This is a genomic window from Gordonia aichiensis (assembly GCF_039946255.1).
GTDB lineage: Bacteria > Actinomycetota > Actinomycetes > Mycobacteriales > Mycobacteriaceae > Gordonia > Gordonia aichiensis_A.
Window position 1 is genome coordinate 83,771 of sequence record NZ_JBCDWL010000004.1, and the last position, 17,643, is coordinate 101,413.

The window sequence follows — 17,643 nt, forward strand, 5'->3', positions numbered from 1 at the left end:
GACCCGCTGGGCACCGTCAGCCGTCGAAGGAGCGGGCCGATTCGAAGGTGCGCCGGCTGCCGCTCAGCGGGTCGATGAACGACAGGCGCTGAGCGACCAGGTGCAGCGGCGTCGAGAAGTCGCCCCGATCGCCGGCGGTGGCGAGGACCGGATCGACCTCGGGGTAGAGCGGGTCGCCGAGGATCGGGACCCCCAGCGCAGCCATGTGCATGCGGAGCTGGTGGGTGCGGCCGGTGTGGGGCAGCAGCCGGTACTCGGCGAGCCCGTCGTCGCGGCGGCGCAGCAGCGCGATGTCGCTGATCGCGTTCGGTTCCCCCGGCGCAGTCCGGGCTCGCAGGTCGCCGGCGGTCTTGACGATCCGGTTCACCACGCGGGCCCCGCCCGACAGCGAGTCGTCGGCCGGCGCCAGGGCCCGGTACTCCTTGTGCACCCGACGCTCGGCGAACAACTCCTGATAGGCCGCGCGGACCTCGCGGCGGCGGGTGAACAGCAGCACGCCTGCGGTCAGCCGGTCCAACCGGTGCGCGGGCGCGACCTCGTCGGATCCCAGGTCACGCCGCAATCGGACCAGCGCGGTCTCTCGCACGTGCGCGCCCCGCGGCATGGTGGCCAGGAAGTGCGGTTTGTCGACGACGACCAGATCGTCGTCGACGTGCAGGATCGGCATCGGGAAGGGCACCGGAAACTCCTGCGGCACATCGCGATACAGGTACGCCGACACCGGGCGAGGGACCGCGGCGCCCAGCTCGACCGGGCGGCCGTCCAGATCGACGATCTCGCCCGCGGCCGCGCGCTCGCGCAGGTCGCGCTCGGACAGGCCGCTCAGCGACGGCGCCGCCAGCAGCGCCTCCAGCACCGAGGCCGGCCCCACACGCAGAACCACCCGGGTGGCGTCGATGCCATCCCGGGCGGGCAGCGGTTTGACGCGGCGGCGTCCCCGACGACTCAGTTCTCGAGTCGGTTCTTGAGGTTGGTCAGCAGCTCGGTCTGGATGCGGTTGAGTCCCTTGGGCGCGAAGGTGCGCTCGAAGAAGCCGCCGATGCCGCCCGCACCCTTCCAGGTGGTGGTGGTCTCGACCTGCGAGCCGGCCCCGGCCGCGGTGACGCGGTAGGTGGTGACCATGGTCGAGTTGCGGTCGGTCTCGGTGATGGTGTCGCCGGACACCGTCACATCGGCGAGCACATCGCGCTGACGGCTCTCGGTGGCCTGCAGAATCCAGTGCACCACGGTGCCCGCACCCTGCCCGCCCGCGTCGACCCGGTAATCACGGAAGTTGGCGGGCAGGAGGGACTCGCGGACGGTCGCGTAGTCGGCGAGCGCGGCGCTGACCGCCTCCGGTGCGGCATTGATCGAGAGGCTGGTCGTGGCGGTTACCTGTCCCACTTGTCGTGGCTCCTTTGAACGAGTCGGCATGCAGACCGCGTCGCGGCGCAAGATTCCGGGTGGGCGGAAAGACTCCATCCACCGTACTGGCGATCAGGCTACGGTGGGAATGTGGCTTTGAACGCATCCGAGTACGGGGAACTCGCATTCCGGCGTGGCAAGCGCAAACTCCTGGACAGTTATCACGCCATCCCCGACGGGGCGAACGTCCGGCTCGCCAAGAAGACGTCGAACCTGTTCCGCAAGCGTGCAGCGACGTCGGCGCCCGGGCTCGACGTGTCCGGCCTGCACCGGGTGATCTCGGTGGATCCGGAGGCGCAGACCGCCGAGGTGGCCGGGATGTGCACCTACGAGGACCTGGTGGCTGCGACCCTCCCCTACGGGCTCGCCCCGCTGGTGGTGCCGCAGCTGAAGACCATCACCCTCGGCGGCGCGGTCACCGGGCTGGGCATCGAGAGCAGCTCGTTTCGCAACGGGCTCCCCCACGAATCCGTCATCGAGATGGAGATCCTCACCGGCACAGGCGAACTGGTGATCGCCCGACCGGACAACGAACACCGCGACTTGTTCTTCGGGTTCCCCAACTCCTACGGCACGCTCGGCTACTCGGTCCGCCTCACCATCCGCCTGGAGAAGGTGGCGCCGTACGTCGAACTGCGGCACGTCCGGGTGCACGGCACCCGGGAACTGCAGGAGCTGATGGCCGAGATCGCCGCCGACGGCGAGTACCTGGGCGAACGCGTCGACTACCTCGACGGCGTCGTCTTCACCGCCGACGAGGGCTACCTGGTGCTGGGCAGGCAGACCGACGAGCCGGGCCCGGTGAGCGACTACACCGACACGCACATCTTCTACCGGTCGATCCAGCACGACGACGTCGAGCCGAAGCGGGATCGGCTGACCGTTCACGACTACCTGTGGCGCTGGGACACCGACTGGTTCTGGTGCTCGCGCGCCTTCGGGGCCCAGAATCCGCGGATCCGCCGCTTCTGGCCCGCCAGATACCTGCGCAGCAGCTTCTACTGGAAACTCATCGGATACGACCAGCGGTGGGACATCGGCGACCGGTTGAACGCCCGGAAGGGCCTGCCGCCCACCGAACGGGTCGTCCAGGACATCGAGGTGCCGATCGAGCGGACCGCCGAGTTCGTCGACTGGTTCCTCGCCGAGATCCCGATCGAACCGATCTGGCTCTGTCCGCTCAAGCTGGCCGAGCCGTCGCCCGTCGATCGGCCCGGCGAGACCGCGGCGATCGGTCGACCGTGGTCGCTGTACCCGCTGCAGCGCGGGAAGTTCTACGTCAACATCGGGTTCTGGTCGGGCGTGCCGGTCACGCCGGGCAAGCCCGGACACACCAATCGGCTCATCGAGCAACGCGTCAGCGAGTTGGGTGGACACAAGTCCCTGTACTCCGAATCCTTCTACAGCCCAGAAGAATTCGACCAACTTTACGGCGGCGACGGGTACCGTGCGCTGAAGCGGCGGTACGACCCCCGCGGCCGACTGCTCAGCCTCTACGAGAAAGCGGTGAAGCGCGCATGAAATTGGCCCAGATCTTCGAGACCCTCGTCGGGCACGACCTGGCCATCCGGATCACAGCGTACGACGGGAGCAGCGCGGGCCCCGAGAACGCCACATACGGCCTGAACCTCAAGACGCCGCGAGGCACCACCTATCTCGTCACCGCCCCCGGCGATCTCGGGCTGGCGCGGGCCTACGTGGCCGGCGACCTGGAACTGATCGGCGCCCACCCCGGCGACCCGTACGGCGCCCTGCAGGCGTTGGCCGGCGACCTGAAGTTCACCAAGCCGAGCGCCTTCGAGATGGCGCAGGTCGCCCGCGCCATCGGACTCGAACACTTCAAGCTGATTCCGCCGCCGCCGCAGGAGAGCCTGCCCCGCTGGCGTCGGATGGCCGAGGGCCTGCGGCACAGCCGCGAGCGCGACGCCGAGGTGATCCACTACCACTACGACGTGTCGAACCGCTTCTACGAGCTGGTCCTCGGTGAGTCGATGACCTACACGTGCGCCGTCTACCCGACGCCGGACGCGACGCTCGAGGAGGCCCAGGAGAACAAGTATCGCCTCATCTTCGAGAAGCTGCGCCTGCAGCCCGGCGACCGACTGCTCGACATGGGCTGCGGCTGGGGCGGCATGGTCCGCTACGCCGCCCGCCACGGTGTCCACGCGCTCGGCGTGACCCTGTCGAGCGAGCAGGCGCGCTGGGCACAGCAGGCGATCGAGGACGAGGGCCTGTCGGAGTTCGCGGAGGTCCGGTTCAGCGACTACCGCGACGTCACCGAGTCGAACTTCGACGCCATCTCGTCCATCGGACTCACCGAGCACATCGGGGTGTCGAACTATCCCAAGTACTTCGGCTTCATGCGCGACAAGCTCCGCGCCGGCGGGCTCGTCCTCAACCACTGCATCACCCGACCGGAGAACCGGACCCGCAGCAAGGCCGGACCGTTCATCGACCGGTACGTCTTCCCCGACGGGGAGCTGACCGGTTCGGGCACCATCATCTCGAAGATGCAGGACGTCGGGCGTCTGGAAGTGCTGCACGAGGAGAACTTCCGGCACCACTACGCGCTGACCCTGCGCGACTGGAACGCCAACCTGGTCGCGAACTGGGACGAGGCCGTCGCCGAGGTCGGCGAGGGCACGGCCCGACTCTGGGGCCTGTACATGGCCGGCTGCCGGATCGGGTTCGAACGCAACATCACTCAGCTGCACCATGTGCTGGCGACGAAGCTGCAGCTCGACTCGACCACCACGCTGCCGCTGCGCCCGTGGTGGGAGCCGTAGGCGGCCGACTCCGCCCGCTCCCGTTCCAGGTGGGCGGCCTCGGCGACGCTATTCGATGGGGCGGGCGCCGAGCTCCGACTTGAGCAGTTCCAGTGCCACCTGGTCGGGATCCAACCGGTGGTCGGGGGTCCCGTTCTGCGCCTGCGCGATCATCTCGTCGCGCTCGGCGTCGGTCAGTTCCTCGTCCGGGACGGGCGGCGCCGGCTCGTCGGGCTCGGGCGGCGGCGGTGCGTCGTAGCCGTCGTCCGGCGGCGGGGCGCCGTGCGCCCGACTCGGCCGGGTGTAGACCGGCCGACGCGCAGGCTGCTGCCCAGGTGCCTCCGCGGCACCGGACGACCGGGGCTGCTGGGCGGGAGCCTGCCCGGCCGCGGTCTGAGCTTGCTCCCTCGCGCTCCCCTCGGACCCCGGATTCGCCTGCCCCCGCGCACCGTCCGCAGCACGTCTGGCCGCCGGGGTCGACCCCTGCTGAGTCCGATCGTTCTGGGTCTGACCGTTCTGGGCTTGGCCGTTCTGGGTTCGATCGTTCTGGGCGGGAGCCGAGCCGGGCTGGGCGTGCACGACGCCGACGGTGAAGCCGGGCCCGAACACCTCACCGAGGGCCTCGGTCAGCGCGCGCAGCCCACGGTCGTCCGACAGTCGCCCGACCAGCGCGGTGTGCGGATGGCCGAGCACCACGTGCGCGCCGTCGACCTGGTGCACGAATGCCGCCGACAGCATCGCTTCGAGGACCGAGCTGCGGCTGCGGACCGCGGCGCGAAGGTCGGGCCAGCGTGCCGAGACGTCGGCGACGCTCAGCCCGGTGGGCGCGACCGGCTCCGGCTCCGGCTCGGCCGCAGGCGGCTGCGGAACCGACCGCCGGTCGGATTCGGGGCGGTACTCCGATTCCAGCGCGGGCTCGGGCGGCAGCGGAATGTCGTCATCGTAGGCATGGGCCGCATCCCGCACCGGCCGAGCCGGTGACTCGGGCGCGCGCGGATCCGACACCGCGGGCGGATGCGGCGCGGGCGGTGCCATCGCGGCGGGCTCGGCAGCCACCGGCGTCACGGGCTCGGTCGCCGCGAGCTCGGGGTTCACCGGCGCAACCGCTTCCCGTGCAACCGTTTCCGGTGCGGTCGGCTCCGGTGCGGTCGGCTCCGGTGCGGTCGGCTCCGGTGCGGCAGCGGCGGGCACCACGGGTTCGGGCGCCGGGGGATTCTGCTCGATCGGCTCGCGCGCAGCCTCGGCGGGTGCCGGTGCGGCGGGCGCAACCTCGGCAGGCTCAGGTGCGGCCTGTGCGGGCGCGGGTGCTGCCTGTGCAGGCGCGGGTGCGGGTGCTGCCTGTGCAGGCGCCGACGGTTCAGCGACGACTCGCGCGTCGGTCGGAGCGGGCTGCTCCGGCGCTGGGACCTCGGCCGCCGACTGACGGGCCTGTTCGGCCGCCTTGCGCTGGGACGGTCGGACGAACCGAGGTGCGGGTTCGTCGGGCGCGGGCGCTCCGGGGACGGCGGGCACGACGACGTCGGCCACCGTCCCCCCTGCCACCGTCCCCCCGGCCACCGTCCCGGCGGGCGCCGCCGGGCGTCGCTCCAGGGTCTCGATGCGCTGCAGGAGTGCCGCGTCGTCGGCGGTCGCCGCCGGAAGCAGCAGTCGCGCACACATCACCTCAAGCAGCAGCCGGGGCGAGGTGGTGCCGCGCATCTCGCCGAGCGCGCCGTGCGCCACCTCCGCGTACCGGGTCAGGGTGGCCGGGCCGATCCTCGTCACCGCGTCCTGCATGCTCGCGAGCTGATCGTCGGGCGCCTCCACCAGTCCGCGCTCGGCGGCGTCGGGCACCGCCTGAATGAGGATGAGGTCGCGGAACCGGTCGAGCAGGTCGATCGCGAACCGTCGCGGATCGTGTCCGGCGTCCACCACGCTCTCGACGACGCCGAACAGCGCCGAGCCGTCGCCGGCGGCGAGCGCGTCGACGGCGGCGTCGATGAGCGCCGAGTCGGTGACGCCGAGCAGCGACAGTGCGCGGTCGTAGGTGACCCCCTCTTCACCTGCGCCGGCGAGGAGCTGGTCGAGGATGCTGAGGCTGTCGCGCGGGGAACCGCCGCCGGCCCGAATGACCAGCGGATACACCTCGGGCGCGACCCTCACGCCCTCCTTGGCGCAGATGTTCTCCAGCAGTCCGCGCATCACCGGCGGAGCCAGGAGCCGGAACGGGTAGTGGTGGGTGCGCGACTTGATGGTCGTCAGCACCTTCTCCGGCTCGGTGGTCGCGAAGATGAAGATGAGGTGCTCGGGCGGCTCTTCGACGATCTTGAGCAGCGCATTGAAACCGGCCGACGACACCATGTGCGCCTCGTCGATGATGAAGACGCGGTAGCGGGATTCGGCCGGGGCGAAGAAGGCGCGGTCGCGCAGGTCGCGCGTGTCGTCGACACCGCCGTGGCTGGCGGCGTCGAGTTCGACGACGTCGAGGTTGCCGGGGCCGCCCGGACCGAGCGCCACGCACGACGCGCACGTCCCGCACGGGGTGGAGGTCGGCCCGTGCTCGCAGTTGAGCGAACGCGCCAGAATCCGTGCCGAGGACGTCTTGCCGCAGCCGCGCGGCCCGGAGAACAGGTAGGCGTGATTGATGCGGCCGGTATCGAGCGCCCGACTCAGGGGCGCGGTGACGTGCTCCTGGCCGACGACTTCGGCGAAGGTTGCCGGGCGGTAAGTGCGATAGAGAGCCACGCAGGCAAGACTACCGGCGGCCGGAGACAGTCGTGCCGGTGCGCGCCTCGAGCCGGGCCGGCCGACGGTACACGACGATGGTGATCACCGCCGTCAGCACCAGGAGCAGGGTGAACGGCTGCGTGGTGAACCAGTCGAACGCCGGCGGATGCTTGAAGAACAGCCCGGTGAAGTAGGCGTACTCGACGCTGCGGTTGGCGTACCACATCGGGAACCCGAAGTAGGTGGGCCAGGCGACGGCGGCCAGGAAGCCGCCCGCGGCGAGCGCCGCCACCGCCGCCTGCCGCCACCCCGACAGCCGTTCGACGACCTGGTGGATGGCGACCACCAGCAGCGGCACCACCCACACCCAGTGGTGCGACCAGGCGACCGGTGACACCGCGCACGAGGTCATGCCGACGATCGACAGGGCCAGCAGTTCCTGGCCGTGCCGGTGCGCGTAGACGGCCGCGGTCCCGGCGAGCACGACCAGCGCCGCCGACAGGATCAGCCACAGCAGCGTGCTGGGGTGGTCGGTCCGACCGAAGACGGCGATGGCACCGCGGATCGACTGGTTGCCGACGGTCTGCGGTGAGGAGACGCGGTCGGAGTCGAACATGGCGTTGAGCCAGAAGTCTTTGGACGCCGACGGCAGCAGCACGGCACCCAACAGCACCGATCCGCCGAAGCCGCAGGCCATCGTCACCGCGGCCCGCCACTGCCTGGTCACCACCAGGTACGCGCCGAAGACGAGCGGTGTCAGTTTGATGCCTGCGGCGAGTCCGGCCGCGGCCCCGCGCAGGCGACTGCCCTCCGGACGGAGCAGGTCGGCGACGATCACGAGCATGAGGAAGACGTTGATCTGCCCGAACCAGATGGTCGAGCGCACCGGTTCCAGCAGCGCCGACAGGGCGACGAGGGCGGCGGCGACGAGTCGCAGCCGCCACGTCGGCTCGTGCCCGAGGCTGCGGAAGCCGAGCACGATGACCAGGTAGAGGGCGGCGAAGATCGCCAGTGTCCAGACCAGGTGCGCCGGCCCCGCGCCCAGCCACGCGAACGGCGCGAACAACACCACGGAGACGGGTGCGTAGGTGAAGTCCATCTGGCCGAGGAGCTTGGCGTCGTAGAGATCGCCGCCGTCGAGGACGACCTGTGCACCGGCCCGGTAGACGTCGAGGTCGAGGAAGTTCTGGAACAGCCCCCAGTAGGGCTCGGTGTACGGGACGACGAAGTTCTGCAGCCAGATCGCCAGGAGTCCGACAATTCCGAATCCGACGAGCAGCGGCGTCGACCGTTCAAGCTTCACGACGCGCGCTTACTCGGAGTCCAGCAACACCTCGGTCGCGGCCAGCAGCGCGCAGGTGGCGACACCGTCCATGGCGGTGGCGAGCTCGTCGATCGACGGGAAGGTCGGGGCGAGTCGGATGTTCTGGTCGCGCGGATCCTTCTTGTACGGGAACGTCGATCCCGCCGCGGTCAGCGCGATGCCCGCGTCCTTGGCGAGCGCGATGGTGCGCGCCGCCGCGCCGTCGATGACGTCGAGGCTGATGAAGTAGCCTCCGTCGGGGTCGGTCCACGACGCGATCTTGCTGTCGGCGAGGCGGTCTTCGAGGATCTCGAGGACTTTGGCGAACTTGGGGGCGATGAGCGCGCGGTGGCGGGCCATGTGCTCGCGGACGCCGTCGGCGTCGCGCAGGAACATCAGGTGACGCAGCTGGTTGAGCTTGTCGGGGCCGATGGTCGAGACGCCGAGGGTCTTGGTGAACCAGTCGAGGTTGGCCTGCGAGGACGCGAAGAAGGCGACTCCGGCACCGGCGAAGGTGATCTTGCTGGTGGAAGCGAAGACGTAGACGCGGTTCGGGTTTCCGGCGTCGGCGGCGTAGTCGAGGATCGGCAGCGGCTCGGGTTCGCGGTCGACGAGCGTGTGCACGGCGTAGGCGTTGTCCCAGTAGATGCGGAAGTCGTCGGCGGCGGGCATGGCTGCGAGCTTGCGCGCGACCTCGTCGGACACCGAGTAGCCGGTGGGGTTGGAGTAGGTGGGGACCAGCCACATGCCCTTGATGCTCGGGTCGGCGGCGGTCAGTGCGGCGCAGGCGTCGACGTCGGGGCCGTCGGGGTTCATCGGGACGGTGATCATCTCGATGCCGTAGCGCTCGGTGATGCCGAAGTGACGGTCGTAGCCGGGAGCCGGGCAGAGGAACTTGATGGGCTGCGCCGACCACGGACGGTCGGAGTCGACGGTGCCCGACAGCAGGGCGTGCACGGTGATGTCGTGCATGATCTGCAGGCTCGCGTTGCCGAGGGCGAGGGTGCGGTCGGCGCCGGTGCCGAGGAGTTCGCCGAAGATCTCGCGCAGGGCGGGCAGCCCGGTGACGCCTCCGTAGTTGCGGCAGTCGGTGCCGTCGGGGCTGGTGTAGGTCTCGCCCGGCAGCGACAGCATCTCGTTGGAGAGGTCGAGCTGGTCGGGGGCGGGCTTGCCGCGCGTGAGGTCGAGCTTGAGCCCGGCCGCCTTGAGTGTTTCGTAGCGCTTTCGAAGATCGTCTTGGGTGGTGCGGAGTTGGTCGACACTCATGGAGTGGAAGTTCAACGGAGCACCTCTCCCACAGACGCACCGCGCGGTGGCTGCAGATGTAACGCTTGAAAAAGTAGGCGGACCCCGCGCACCCGTGAGAGCCCGTTGACCCTTGCTGCCTTCCGGCCCTGGGGGAGTTCACAGGATGCACGCCGCGCGGGATCCGTAGAACAGTGTAGCGGGTCGTTTTGGGTTACGCGCACCCCACCCGCTACCATCATTTCTGCCTGGAGGATTCGCCTAGTGGCCTATGGCGCTCGCCTGGAACGCGGGTTGGGTTAACAGCCCTCAGGGGTTCGAATCCCCTATCCTCCGCCACGGCAGTAGACCCCGACCTGAGGAACGAAGGTCGGGGTCTACTGCCGTCTTGGGCACGGCGATTCGAGGAGGAGCGTAGCGACGGAGTCCCCTATCCTCCGCAAAGGGAAAAGTCCCCCGCCGTCGAGTTCCTCGACGGCGGGGGACTTTTCCCTTTGCATTCGGGCACGGCGATTCGAGGAGGCGCGAAGCGACGGAGTCCCCTATCCTCCGCCCGCCACCCCGCTTCCCCACCCCATCCCACCACTCCCACTCGCCCACACTCCCCTCCCCCCCAAAAAATCACGCGTGCGACTTTTGCCCACCCAGTGGACAAAACCCGCACGCGTAACTCCAACGCATCTCCCCGCGTGGCGGCGCTCCCCGCCCAGCGGCGTCAGTCGGGGCCGTCGGGCAGTTCGACCGGGTCCTCGACCAGCCCCGTCTCGGGGGTGTCCGGCCGATAGCCGACGGCGGTGTTGAGGAAGGCGAGGATCGGCACCGCGAGCAGGCCGCCGACGATGCCGGCGATCATGATTCCGCCTGCGATCACGACGATGACGGCGACCGGGTGCAGTCGCACCGACCGTCCGAGCAGGAAGGGCTGGAGCACGTGGCCCTCCAGCTGCATCACCACGATCAGCACGACGAGCACGAGCACCGCGGTGAGCCAGCCGCGGGTCGCGAGGGCGACGACGACGGCCAGCGAACCCGCGGCGACCGAACCGACGATCGGGATGAAGGCGCCGAGGAAGATCAGCGCCACCAGCGGCAGCACGAGGGGCACCCGCAGGATCGCCAGCCCGATGCCGATGCAGACCGCGTCGATCAGGGCGACCAGGACGGTGGCGTGCACATAGGACTGCAGGGTCCGGAAGCCCGCGCCGCCGGCGGCGCGCACGTGGTCGCGGTGCGGCACCGGTACGACCCGGGTGACGAAGTTCCAGATCTGGCGGCCGTCGTAGAGGAAGAAGATGAGCAGGAAGACGGTCAGCAGCGCCGCGGTCACCAGTTTGGTTGCGATCGTGGCGGTGTCGATGGCGCCGGTCGCGATGGTCGCCTCGTGCGCCCGCAGCCACCCGATGATGTCGTTGCTGCTGTTGCGCAGGGTCTCCGATTCGACTTTCAGCGGACCGTTCTCGAGCCAGCCGCGGGCCTGCGCGATGGAGTCGGCGACGTCGCCTGACATCCGCGGGATGCCGGTGATCAGCTGTTGAACCACGAAGCCGAGGGCGGCGACGATCACGGCGAAGGTCAGGACGACTGCCGAGAGCACGCCGACCGACCGATGGATCCGATGCCGTTCGAGCCAGCCGACGACCGGTACCAGCAACGCCGACAGCAGGATGGCGATCGCGACGGGAACCACCAGTTCCTCGAATCGCAGGAAGAGCTTCCCGAGCACGTACAGGCCGGCGCCGATGATCAGCAGGCGCCAGGTCCAGGCGGCGGTGACGCGAATCCCGGGCGGGACCTGCGCGGCAGCCCACCCGGCATCGGTCGGTTCAAGACGGTCCGGTGTGGGCTTCACAGGCGTGAGACTACCCGGCGCCTCCCGCGCGACGCGGGCTCTCGCCGCGCGGGGCACAGGTCAGAACTCGATCGTCACGGGTGCGGCGTCTCCGAGCGACAGCGCGGCCAGCGAGGTGGGGGTGATGCCCGGGCGGAAGGACGCGGCCACGGCCTGGACGTTCTCGCCGCGTGCCAGGCGGGCGGCCTGGGTGCGGGTGAGGGTCAGGTCGGCGATGTCGACGCGGCGCAGCGCGTCGTCGCCGTTCATGTCGGTGGTGGAGGTGCGCATGCTGAGCACGGCGCGAGTGCCGTCGAGACGGATGATCGGGTCCGCCATCGCGATCTCCAGCAGGTGGAACTTGGTCGACGCGACGACGGTGCCCGCGTAGCGGAGCTGGCCCCTGCCGTTGCGGACGGTGTTGTCGACCAGCTTGAACGACATGCGGCCCGCGTCGTCGACCGCGGCGCCGCCGCTGCCCGACAGCGCTCCGGCCGTCGTCTGCCGGACGGTGTCGGCGAAGGTCGGCGAGTACTTCCAGATCAGGTTCTTCGGCGCCGGTGTCGGCGTGTTCGGGCCGGCCTCCGTCGAGTAGTCAAGCGGCACCGACAGCTCTTGCGCGGCGTTCACCGAGTCGGCGGCGCCGAAGGTGTAGATGCCCCACCGGCCGTCGGCGGGCGTCTTCTTCGGGGTGGCGAGGACGATCGTCGCCGTGAACTCGCCGGAACGACTCAGCGGCACCCACTGCTGGCGGACGGTGCGTCGCATGTCGAAGGGCACGGCGGGCACGCGTCCCAGCGCGTCGCGGGAGAGCACCCATTTGGTCTGCGCGCGGACGGTGGTGCGCGCGGATTCCGGCGCCCCGGTCGACGGACGCCAGTCAGGCGCGAAGGCGCCGAAGGTCACGAAGGTGCCGTGCGGAACGCCCGGCGGCACGGGCACCGGGAGACCGGAGGTGTTGGCATGCGGGTCGAAGCCGGTTCCCTTGACGACCACTCGATCACCGGGGTGCAGGACCGTGGCTCCGACCGGCGTGACGCCGTCGGCCAGAAAGACCTCGATGGCGGGACGGAAGGTCTTCGCTTCTGCGGGCGCGACGCCGATCGCCGTCAACGCCACGGCCGTCAGCGTCGCCGCGATCACCACTGCAAACCGAAGAAGTCGTTTCATAAGCCGAGCCTAACCTAGGGTTGATTTCGCCCGAACGGGACCAAAGACCCCACTCGGTCCGCAATCGGTGCCGATTTGTTCAAGAAGCACCGCTGGAGAGCGGCGAGACTGAAGTCATGAACGAGAGAACAGACACCAACATCTGGCCCGGACTCACCTATCACGACCCGCTCGCCCAGCGAGCGTGGCTCGCGAGTCTCGGCTTCACCGAGGGCATCCTCGTCGAAGGCGACGCCGACGGGGAGGTGATCCACTCCGAGATGCTCTGGCCCGACGGCGGTCGGGTGATGATCAGTTCGGCGAGCAGGGCCGACAAGACCTTCGTCACGCCGACCGGCGCGGGCAACGTGTACGTCGTCGTCCTGGACCCCGACGCCGTCTACGCGCGAGCGACCGCCCTCGGGGCACGCCTTGTCCGCGACATGGCCGAAGAGGATTATGGGTCGCGAGGCTTCTCCATCGCCGACCCGGAGGGCAACTCGTGGAGCTTCGGAACATACGCGGGCTGACCGGCGCCGACGTCACGGTCTACGACATCACCGGCTGCCTACCCGGTCGACATCTGGGGCTGCCGTCGCCGTCGGCGACGCTCGTCATCGATCTGGCCGACGGCCTGGTCCTCGGCTCGCAGTCCCGTCCGACGACCGAGACCTTCCGCTGCTGCCTGGCGGGCATGCACCTGCGGCCGGTGACGATCCATCACGACGGAACCCAGCGCGGTGTCCAACTCGACCTCGACCCGCGCACGGTCCGCACCCTGTTCGGGGTGCCCGCCGCCGAACTCGCGAACGACTCGGTCGAGCTGTCCCAGGTCGATCACGCGGTCGCCGACGAGCTGTATCACCGGCTGGCCGACGCGGCCCCGTCCGCTCGGGCGCGGGTCGCCGCCGACGTGCTCGCCCGCGCCGCAGATCCCTCCGACGCCCCGGTCGACGCACACGAGGCGTGGCGGCTGCTCGCTCGCAGCCGGGGGCGGATGCGCATCGCCGAGCTCGTCGACCGTTCCGGCTGGTCGCCGCGGCGCCTGACCGCCCTGTTCGTCGCAGAGTTCGGGATCGGCCCCAAGCAGGCCGCGCGGCTGATGCGCTTCGACGCCGCCCGCCGCGGACTCGAGGCCGGTCGCGCCGCGGGCGAGGTCGCCGCGGCGTGCGGGTACGCGGACCAACCGCACATGTCGCGCGAGTTCGCGGAGTTGACCGGCCATGCGCCGGGGTCGCTGATCCGCCACCGCGCGTCCGAATTCGTGCCGGATTCCGAACATCGCGTCGCGTAGCGGACCGAGCGGTGCCCGCCCTCGCGCGACCACCCGGGGACGGCGCCCGCGCCCGCCCGTTCCGACCAGGCCGGACCGGCCTTGAGCGTCATCCGATTGCACGTCACCCGAATGTACTAACAGTGCATACCGGTCATCGGTGGCCGAGGCCTCGACACTAGTCTTCTGGTCCATGAGACCGGGTGTGATTCGTGCCGTCACCGCAGCCCTTGCCGCGGCGACGCTGCTCGCCGCCGTCCCGCAGGCCGCCGACGCCGCCCCCGCACCGACCACCTCGACCGACCGGACCACACCGCCGAACCTCCGTCCGCTGCCCGGCTGGGTGGTCGACGGCGTCGACCGCCTCGTCCCGCCGCCGCCCCTCCGGCATCTGAAACGGATCCCGCAGCGCTCGGCCTCCCCCGGCTACGACCACGCGACCCTGGAACTGCGCGAGGCGATCATGCCCGACCGGCTCGGCGATCCGATGTTCGACCGCTGGCCCGCGGGCCTGGCCGAGCGCGCGCCGGGCGACGTCCTGGCGACGCGCGACGTGACCGGCGTCGCCGGATTCCTCGTCACGGTCCCCATCCGCAGCGCCCGCATGCTCAAGTTCCGTTCCACCGACGTCCACGACCAGCCCGTCTTCGGCACCGCGACCGTCATCGAACCGCGCGCGCCGTGGACCGGGCGAGGCCCCCGGCCGATCCTGGTCAACAACGTCCCGATCAACGGGCTCGGCACCGAGTGCACCGCCGGGTACACCCTGACCAACGGCTTCTCCGACAAGACCAACCAGACCGACCTGTTCCCGCCGACCACCCAGTTGGCGCTCTCGCGCGGCTACACCGTGATCGTCCCCGACCACGAGGGTCCGCGGCAGGCCTACGCCGAACCCGAGCTGGCCGGCCGGATCGTCCTGGACGCCGTCCGAGCGGCAGCCAAGTGGGCGCCGACGAAGTACGCGGACAGCCGGGTCGCCGTCACCGGGTACTCGGGCGGAGCGATCGCCACCAACGGCACCGCCAAAGTGCTCGGCGAGTACGCGCCCGAGCTGGTCGGCCGGATGGTCGGCGCAGCCATCGGCGGCGTCCCCGCCGACTTCCGCCTCCTCGCCCAGGCGATGAACGCCAATGTCGCGACCGGTGTGATGCTGGCCGCCACCCTCGGCATCGCCCGCGAACGACCCGAGATCCTCGGCCTGGCGAACAACCTCGGCCGCTGGCTGGCGACCTCGCCCCTCAAGAACTCCTGCGGGTCCGACTACGGCATGGCGGCCCCGCTGCTCCTGCCCGCGCAGATCCTCTCCAGCGACGCCGACCCCTTCGATTCCCCGATCGCACGGCGCGTCTACGAGCTCACCCAGATGCCCGACACCAAGGCCGTGCTGCCGCTGTACATCTACCACGGCGCGCACGAGCTCTGGGTGCCCGTGCAAGGGGCCCGAGACCTGTACGCGCAGCAGTGCCGACTGGGCGCCAACGCCGTCTACCGGGAGGTGCCCGGCGAGCACCTGTCCGCGGCGCTGATCGGCTATCCGGAGGCGATGCGCTGGCTCGACGCGCGTCTGCGCGGGGTCCCCGCGCGGAGCGAGTGCCCGGCGACCCCGCACGCCTGACGAGCGGGCCTCACCGACGAGCCCGGCGTCGACGGAACTCGACCCGGCTCACCCGATCCGGTTGCCCTCGGCGTCCCAGTGCTCGGCGACCTTCTTGCTCGGCGGCACCCGCGGCGGCTCGCCCGGCATTTTGGGATAGTTCGGGGGATACACCATGTCGCCGAGTCCGTCGGCCTCGTCGCGCTCCACCATCTCCAGCAGCGCCTCGAGTCCCGCTCGATGCTCGTCGATGTCGGCCCACGGGTCTCCCCGCTGCGCGACGAGCGCGGGCACGGTCGCGATGGTGAGGTCCTCCGGGTCGACGTCGACGAGTTCGGCCCAGGTCACGGGGGTGGAGACACGCGCTCGCGGCGACTTGCGCACCGAGTACGGCGCCGCCATCGACCGATCGCGGGCGTTCTGGTTGTAGTCGATGAAGATCCGATCGCCCCGCTCCTCCTTCCACCACGACGTGGTGATCAGATCGGGTGCCCGGCGCCCCAGTTCACGGCCCAGCGCGATGACCGCGCGGCGCGTGGCGATGAAGTCCCACTCGGGCCGGATCGGCACGAAGACGTGCACCCCGCGACTGCCCGACGTCTTGACGAAACCGGTCATCCCCAGCTCGTCCAACAGGGGCCGGACCAGCTCGAGCGCCACCCGGCGGACGTCGTCGAAGCCTCGGCGCGGCTCGCCCGACGTCGGGTCGGGCGGATCCAGATCGATCCGCAGCTGGTCGGGGTGATCGTTGTCGGCGGCGGACCCGGGCGAAGCTCCCGCCCGATCCTCCCCTTCCGGCGCCAGGGTCGGCCACGTGTGGAAGGTGACGGTCCCGAGATTGGCGGCCCACACCAGGTCGGCGGGGATCCGCGGGCAGAACGCGTGCCCGGATCGCTTGGACGGGAACACGATCCGCGTCGCCTGCACATGGTCGGGGTGATGCTTCGGCAGGTGCTTCTGGTAGATCTGCTCGCCGTCGACCCCGTCGGGGAAGCGCTGCAGAAAGGTCGGGCGGCCCGCGACCGCGGCCAGTGCCGGCCCGGGACCGGACGGGCCGGCGATCGACATCACGCGGTAGTAGTCCACGAGGTCGCCCTTGCGGCCCCCGTCGGCGCCCAGTTCGGGGAAGTAGATCTTGTCCGGGTTGCTGAGCTTCACCTCGACGCCGTCGACGTCGAGCATGACCGGTTGGGGTTTGCCGGGCATCAGGGCGTGCCTCCTTCGAGGACGTCGAAGACGTCGTAGGTCAGTGGGACCTCGAGCTGGTCGTACCCGCAGCTGCCGGGCTCGCGGTCGGGTCGCCACCGCAGAAACTTCACCGTGTGCCGGAAGCGGCGGTTCTCCATCTGGTCGTAGGCGAACTCGGCCACCAGCTCCGGCCGGATCGGAATCCACTCGGCGCTGCCCGCCGTGCGCCACCGACTCACCTCTCCCTGCGCGACGGTGTCCGGGTCGGTGCGCATCGGCTCGAACAGGTCCTGGAGTTCACGACGTCTCGCATCGGAGAACGCGCTGGACCCGCCGACCATCCGCAGCTCGCCGTCGTCGTACAGGCCCAGCAGCATCGACCCGAGACCGGTCCCGGACTTGTGGACGCGGTAGCCCATGACGACGCAGTCCGCCGTCCGCTTGTGCTTGACCTTGACCATCTCGCGTTTGCCGGGGACGTAACCGCCGTCGAGCCGCTTGCCGACCACCCCGTCCAGACCCGCGCCCTCGAACTCGGTGAACCACGCGAGCGCCTCGCCGGCGTCGCGGGTGACGCGGCTGACCCGGATCCGATCGTCACCCGCGTCGGCGGCGGCCTCCAACAACGCGGCGCGGCGGACGTCGAAGACCTCTCCGGTGAGGTCCGCCGAACCGGTGGCGAGCGCGTCGAAACCGATGAACACGGCGGGCGTCTCCTGCGCGAGCTTCTCCACGCGCGAGGCCGCCGGATGGATGCGCTGCGACAGCGCGTCCCAGTCGAGCCGGTTCACCGATCCGATCGGCCGCGCGACCGCCACCTCGCCGTCGAGCACCACCCGCGGCGGCAACGACGCGCGAGCCGCCTCGACCAGTTCCGGGAAGTAGCGCGCCAGGTCCTTGCCGCCGCGCGAGGACATCACCACTTCGTCACCGTCGCGGAAGATCAACGCGCGGAAGCCGTCCCACTTCGGTTCGTACGACCACACCGGGCCGTCTGCGGGCTGGTCGGGCACACCGGTGACCGCCTTCGCGAGCATCGGTTGCACGGGCGGGTTCACCGGGAGGTCCACGCGCTCCATCGTTCCCGACAACCGACGGCCTTGGCAACGGATCTCACAGACCCACCAGATACCGCCGCAAGCAGTACGCTCAGCGGCCGGCTCCGGCAATCTTCCGGCGGCGGGC

Annotated in this window: 14 protein-coding genes, 1 tRNA gene and 1 other RNA gene; 6 read left to right on the forward strand and 10 right to left on the reverse strand. The window is 70.2% G+C overall.

Going from position 1 to position 17,643, the window contains the following annotated elements:
* Nucleotides 1-16: 16 nt before the first annotated feature.
* Both AAFO60_RS06800 and AAFO60_RS06805 read right to left on the reverse strand, forming a co-directional pair.
* Nucleotides 17-883 (reverse strand): pseudouridine synthase, encoded by an 867-nt coding sequence (locus tag AAFO60_RS06800; RefSeq protein WP_347955413.1) that lies wholly within the window; start codon nucleotides 881-883, stop codon nucleotides 17-19.
* 62 nt (nucleotides 884-945) lie between these two features.
* Nucleotides 946-1,383: an SRPBCC family protein gene (locus AAFO60_RS06805; RefSeq protein ID WP_347955414.1), complete on the reverse strand. Its 438-nt coding sequence runs from the start codon at nucleotides 1,381-1,383 to the stop codon at nucleotides 946-948.
* 117 nt (nucleotides 1,384-1,500) lie between these two features.
* Between AAFO60_RS06805 and AAFO60_RS06810 the strand changes: the two genes are divergently transcribed.
* Together AAFO60_RS06810 and AAFO60_RS06815 are read left to right on the forward strand one after the other, a co-directional pair.
* Nucleotides 1,501-2,925, forward strand: a complete 1,425-nt coding sequence (locus AAFO60_RS06810) for an FAD-binding oxidoreductase (protein ID WP_347955559.1) — start codon at nucleotides 1,501-1,503, stop codon at nucleotides 2,923-2,925.
* The gene (locus AAFO60_RS06815) at nucleotides 2,922-4,190 is read left to right on the forward strand and encodes a class I SAM-dependent methyltransferase (RefSeq protein ID WP_347955415.1); all 1,269 of its coding nucleotides are present in this window, start codon (nucleotides 2,922-2,924) and stop codon (nucleotides 4,188-4,190) included. The genes AAFO60_RS06810 and AAFO60_RS06815 overlap by 4 nt, the downstream gene beginning before the upstream one ends.
* A gap of 48 nt (nucleotides 4,191-4,238) precedes the next feature.
* On the opposite strand, the gene AAFO60_RS06820 is transcribed toward AAFO60_RS06815, so the two are convergent.
* The 4 genes from AAFO60_RS06820 to ffs form a co-directional block, all read right to left on the reverse strand.
* The gene (locus AAFO60_RS06820) at nucleotides 4,239-6,893 is read right to left on the reverse strand and encodes a DNA polymerase III subunit gamma and tau (RefSeq protein WP_347955416.1); all 2,655 of its coding nucleotides are present in this window, start codon (nucleotides 6,891-6,893) and stop codon (nucleotides 4,239-4,241) included.
* Nucleotides 6,894-6,903: 10 nt separating this feature from the next.
* On the reverse strand, nucleotides 6,904-8,178 hold the full coding sequence (locus AAFO60_RS06825) for a glycosyltransferase 87 family protein (RefSeq protein ID WP_347955417.1): 1,275 nt from the start codon (nucleotides 8,176-8,178) through the stop codon (nucleotides 6,904-6,906).
* 9 nt (nucleotides 8,179-8,187) lie between these two features.
* A complete protein-coding gene (locus AAFO60_RS06830; protein ID WP_347955418.1) occupies nucleotides 8,188-9,459 on the reverse strand; it encodes an aminotransferase class I/II-fold pyridoxal phosphate-dependent enzyme in 1,272 nt (423 codons plus the stop codon).
* Between the two features lie 57 nt (nucleotides 9,460-9,516).
* Nucleotides 9,517-9,613: signal recognition particle sRNA small type (gene ffs, locus AAFO60_RS06835), an RNA gene on the reverse strand.
* A gap of 60 nt (nucleotides 9,614-9,673) precedes the next feature.
* Between ffs and AAFO60_RS06840 the strand changes: the two genes are divergently transcribed.
* A tRNA-Ser gene (locus AAFO60_RS06840) sits at nucleotides 9,674-9,762 on the forward strand.
* Nucleotides 9,763-10,138: 376 nt separating this feature from the next.
* Here the strand turns inward: AAFO60_RS06840 and AAFO60_RS06845 are convergent.
* Nucleotides 10,139-11,272 carry an AI-2E family transporter gene (locus AAFO60_RS06845; RefSeq protein ID WP_347955419.1) on the reverse strand — a complete coding sequence of 378 codons (1,134 nt, stop codon included), beginning with the start codon at nucleotides 11,270-11,272 and terminating at the stop codon, nucleotides 10,139-10,141.
* 60 nt (nucleotides 11,273-11,332) lie between these two features.
* On the reverse strand, nucleotides 11,333-12,421 hold the full coding sequence (locus tag AAFO60_RS06850; RefSeq protein WP_347955420.1) for an HtaA domain-containing protein: 1,089 nt from the start codon (nucleotides 12,419-12,421) through the stop codon (nucleotides 11,333-11,335).
* 116 nt (nucleotides 12,422-12,537) lie between these two features.
* Between AAFO60_RS06850 and AAFO60_RS06855 the strand changes: the two genes are divergently transcribed.
* The 3 genes from AAFO60_RS06855 to AAFO60_RS06865 all read left to right on the forward strand — a co-directional run bounded on the left by AAFO60_RS06855 (nucleotide 12,538) and on the right by AAFO60_RS06865 (nucleotide 15,291).
* Complete coding sequence (locus AAFO60_RS06855) at nucleotides 12,538-12,930, forward strand: VOC family protein (protein ID WP_347955421.1); 393 nt, start codon at nucleotides 12,538-12,540, stop codon at nucleotides 12,928-12,930.
* On the forward strand, nucleotides 12,903-13,694 hold the full coding sequence (locus AAFO60_RS06860) for a helix-turn-helix domain-containing protein (protein WP_347955422.1): 792 nt from the start codon (nucleotides 12,903-12,905) through the stop codon (nucleotides 13,692-13,694). Before AAFO60_RS06855 ends, AAFO60_RS06860 begins: the two co-directional genes overlap by 28 nt.
* Before the next feature lie 172 nt (nucleotides 13,695-13,866).
* On the forward strand, nucleotides 13,867-15,291 hold the full coding sequence (locus AAFO60_RS06865; protein ID WP_347955423.1) for a lipase family protein: 1,425 nt from the start codon (nucleotides 13,867-13,869) through the stop codon (nucleotides 15,289-15,291).
* Nucleotides 15,292-15,339: 48 nt separating this feature from the next.
* On the opposite strand, the gene AAFO60_RS06870 is transcribed toward AAFO60_RS06865, so the two are convergent.
* Together AAFO60_RS06870 and AAFO60_RS06875 are read right to left on the reverse strand one after the other, a co-directional pair.
* Nucleotides 15,340-16,476, reverse strand: coding sequence for a DNA polymerase domain-containing protein (locus tag AAFO60_RS06870; protein ID WP_347955424.1), 1,137 nt, complete (start codon nucleotides 16,474-16,476; stop codon nucleotides 15,340-15,342).
* Nucleotides 16,476-17,528 (reverse strand): ATP-dependent DNA ligase, encoded by a 1,053-nt coding sequence (locus tag AAFO60_RS06875; RefSeq protein WP_347955425.1) that lies wholly within the window; start codon nucleotides 17,526-17,528, stop codon nucleotides 16,476-16,478. The genes AAFO60_RS06870 and AAFO60_RS06875 overlap by 1 nt, the downstream gene beginning before the upstream one ends.
* Nucleotides 17,529-17,643 lie beyond the last annotated feature (115 nt).

Bases quoted from the DNA above. Each gene is read 5' to 3' on its own strand.
- AAFO60_RS06815 (WP_347955415.1), top strand. From the start codon at position 2,922: ATGAAATTGGCCCAGATCTTCGAGACCCTCGTCGGGCACGACCTGGCC.
- AAFO60_RS06850 (WP_347955420.1), bottom strand. From the start codon at position 12,421: ATGAAACGACTTCTTCGGTTTGCAGTGGTGATCGCGGCGACGCTGACG.
- AAFO60_RS06855 (WP_347955421.1), top strand. From the start codon at position 12,538: ATGAACGAGAGAACAGACACCAACATCTGGCCCGGACTCACCTATCAC.
- AAFO60_RS06865 (WP_347955423.1), top strand. From the start codon at position 13,867: ATGAGACCGGGTGTGATTCGTGCCGTCACCGCAGCCCTTGCCGCGGCG.
- AAFO60_RS06870 (WP_347955424.1), bottom strand. From the start codon at position 16,476: ATGCCCGGCAAACCCCAACCGGTCATGCTCGACGTCGACGGCGTCGAG.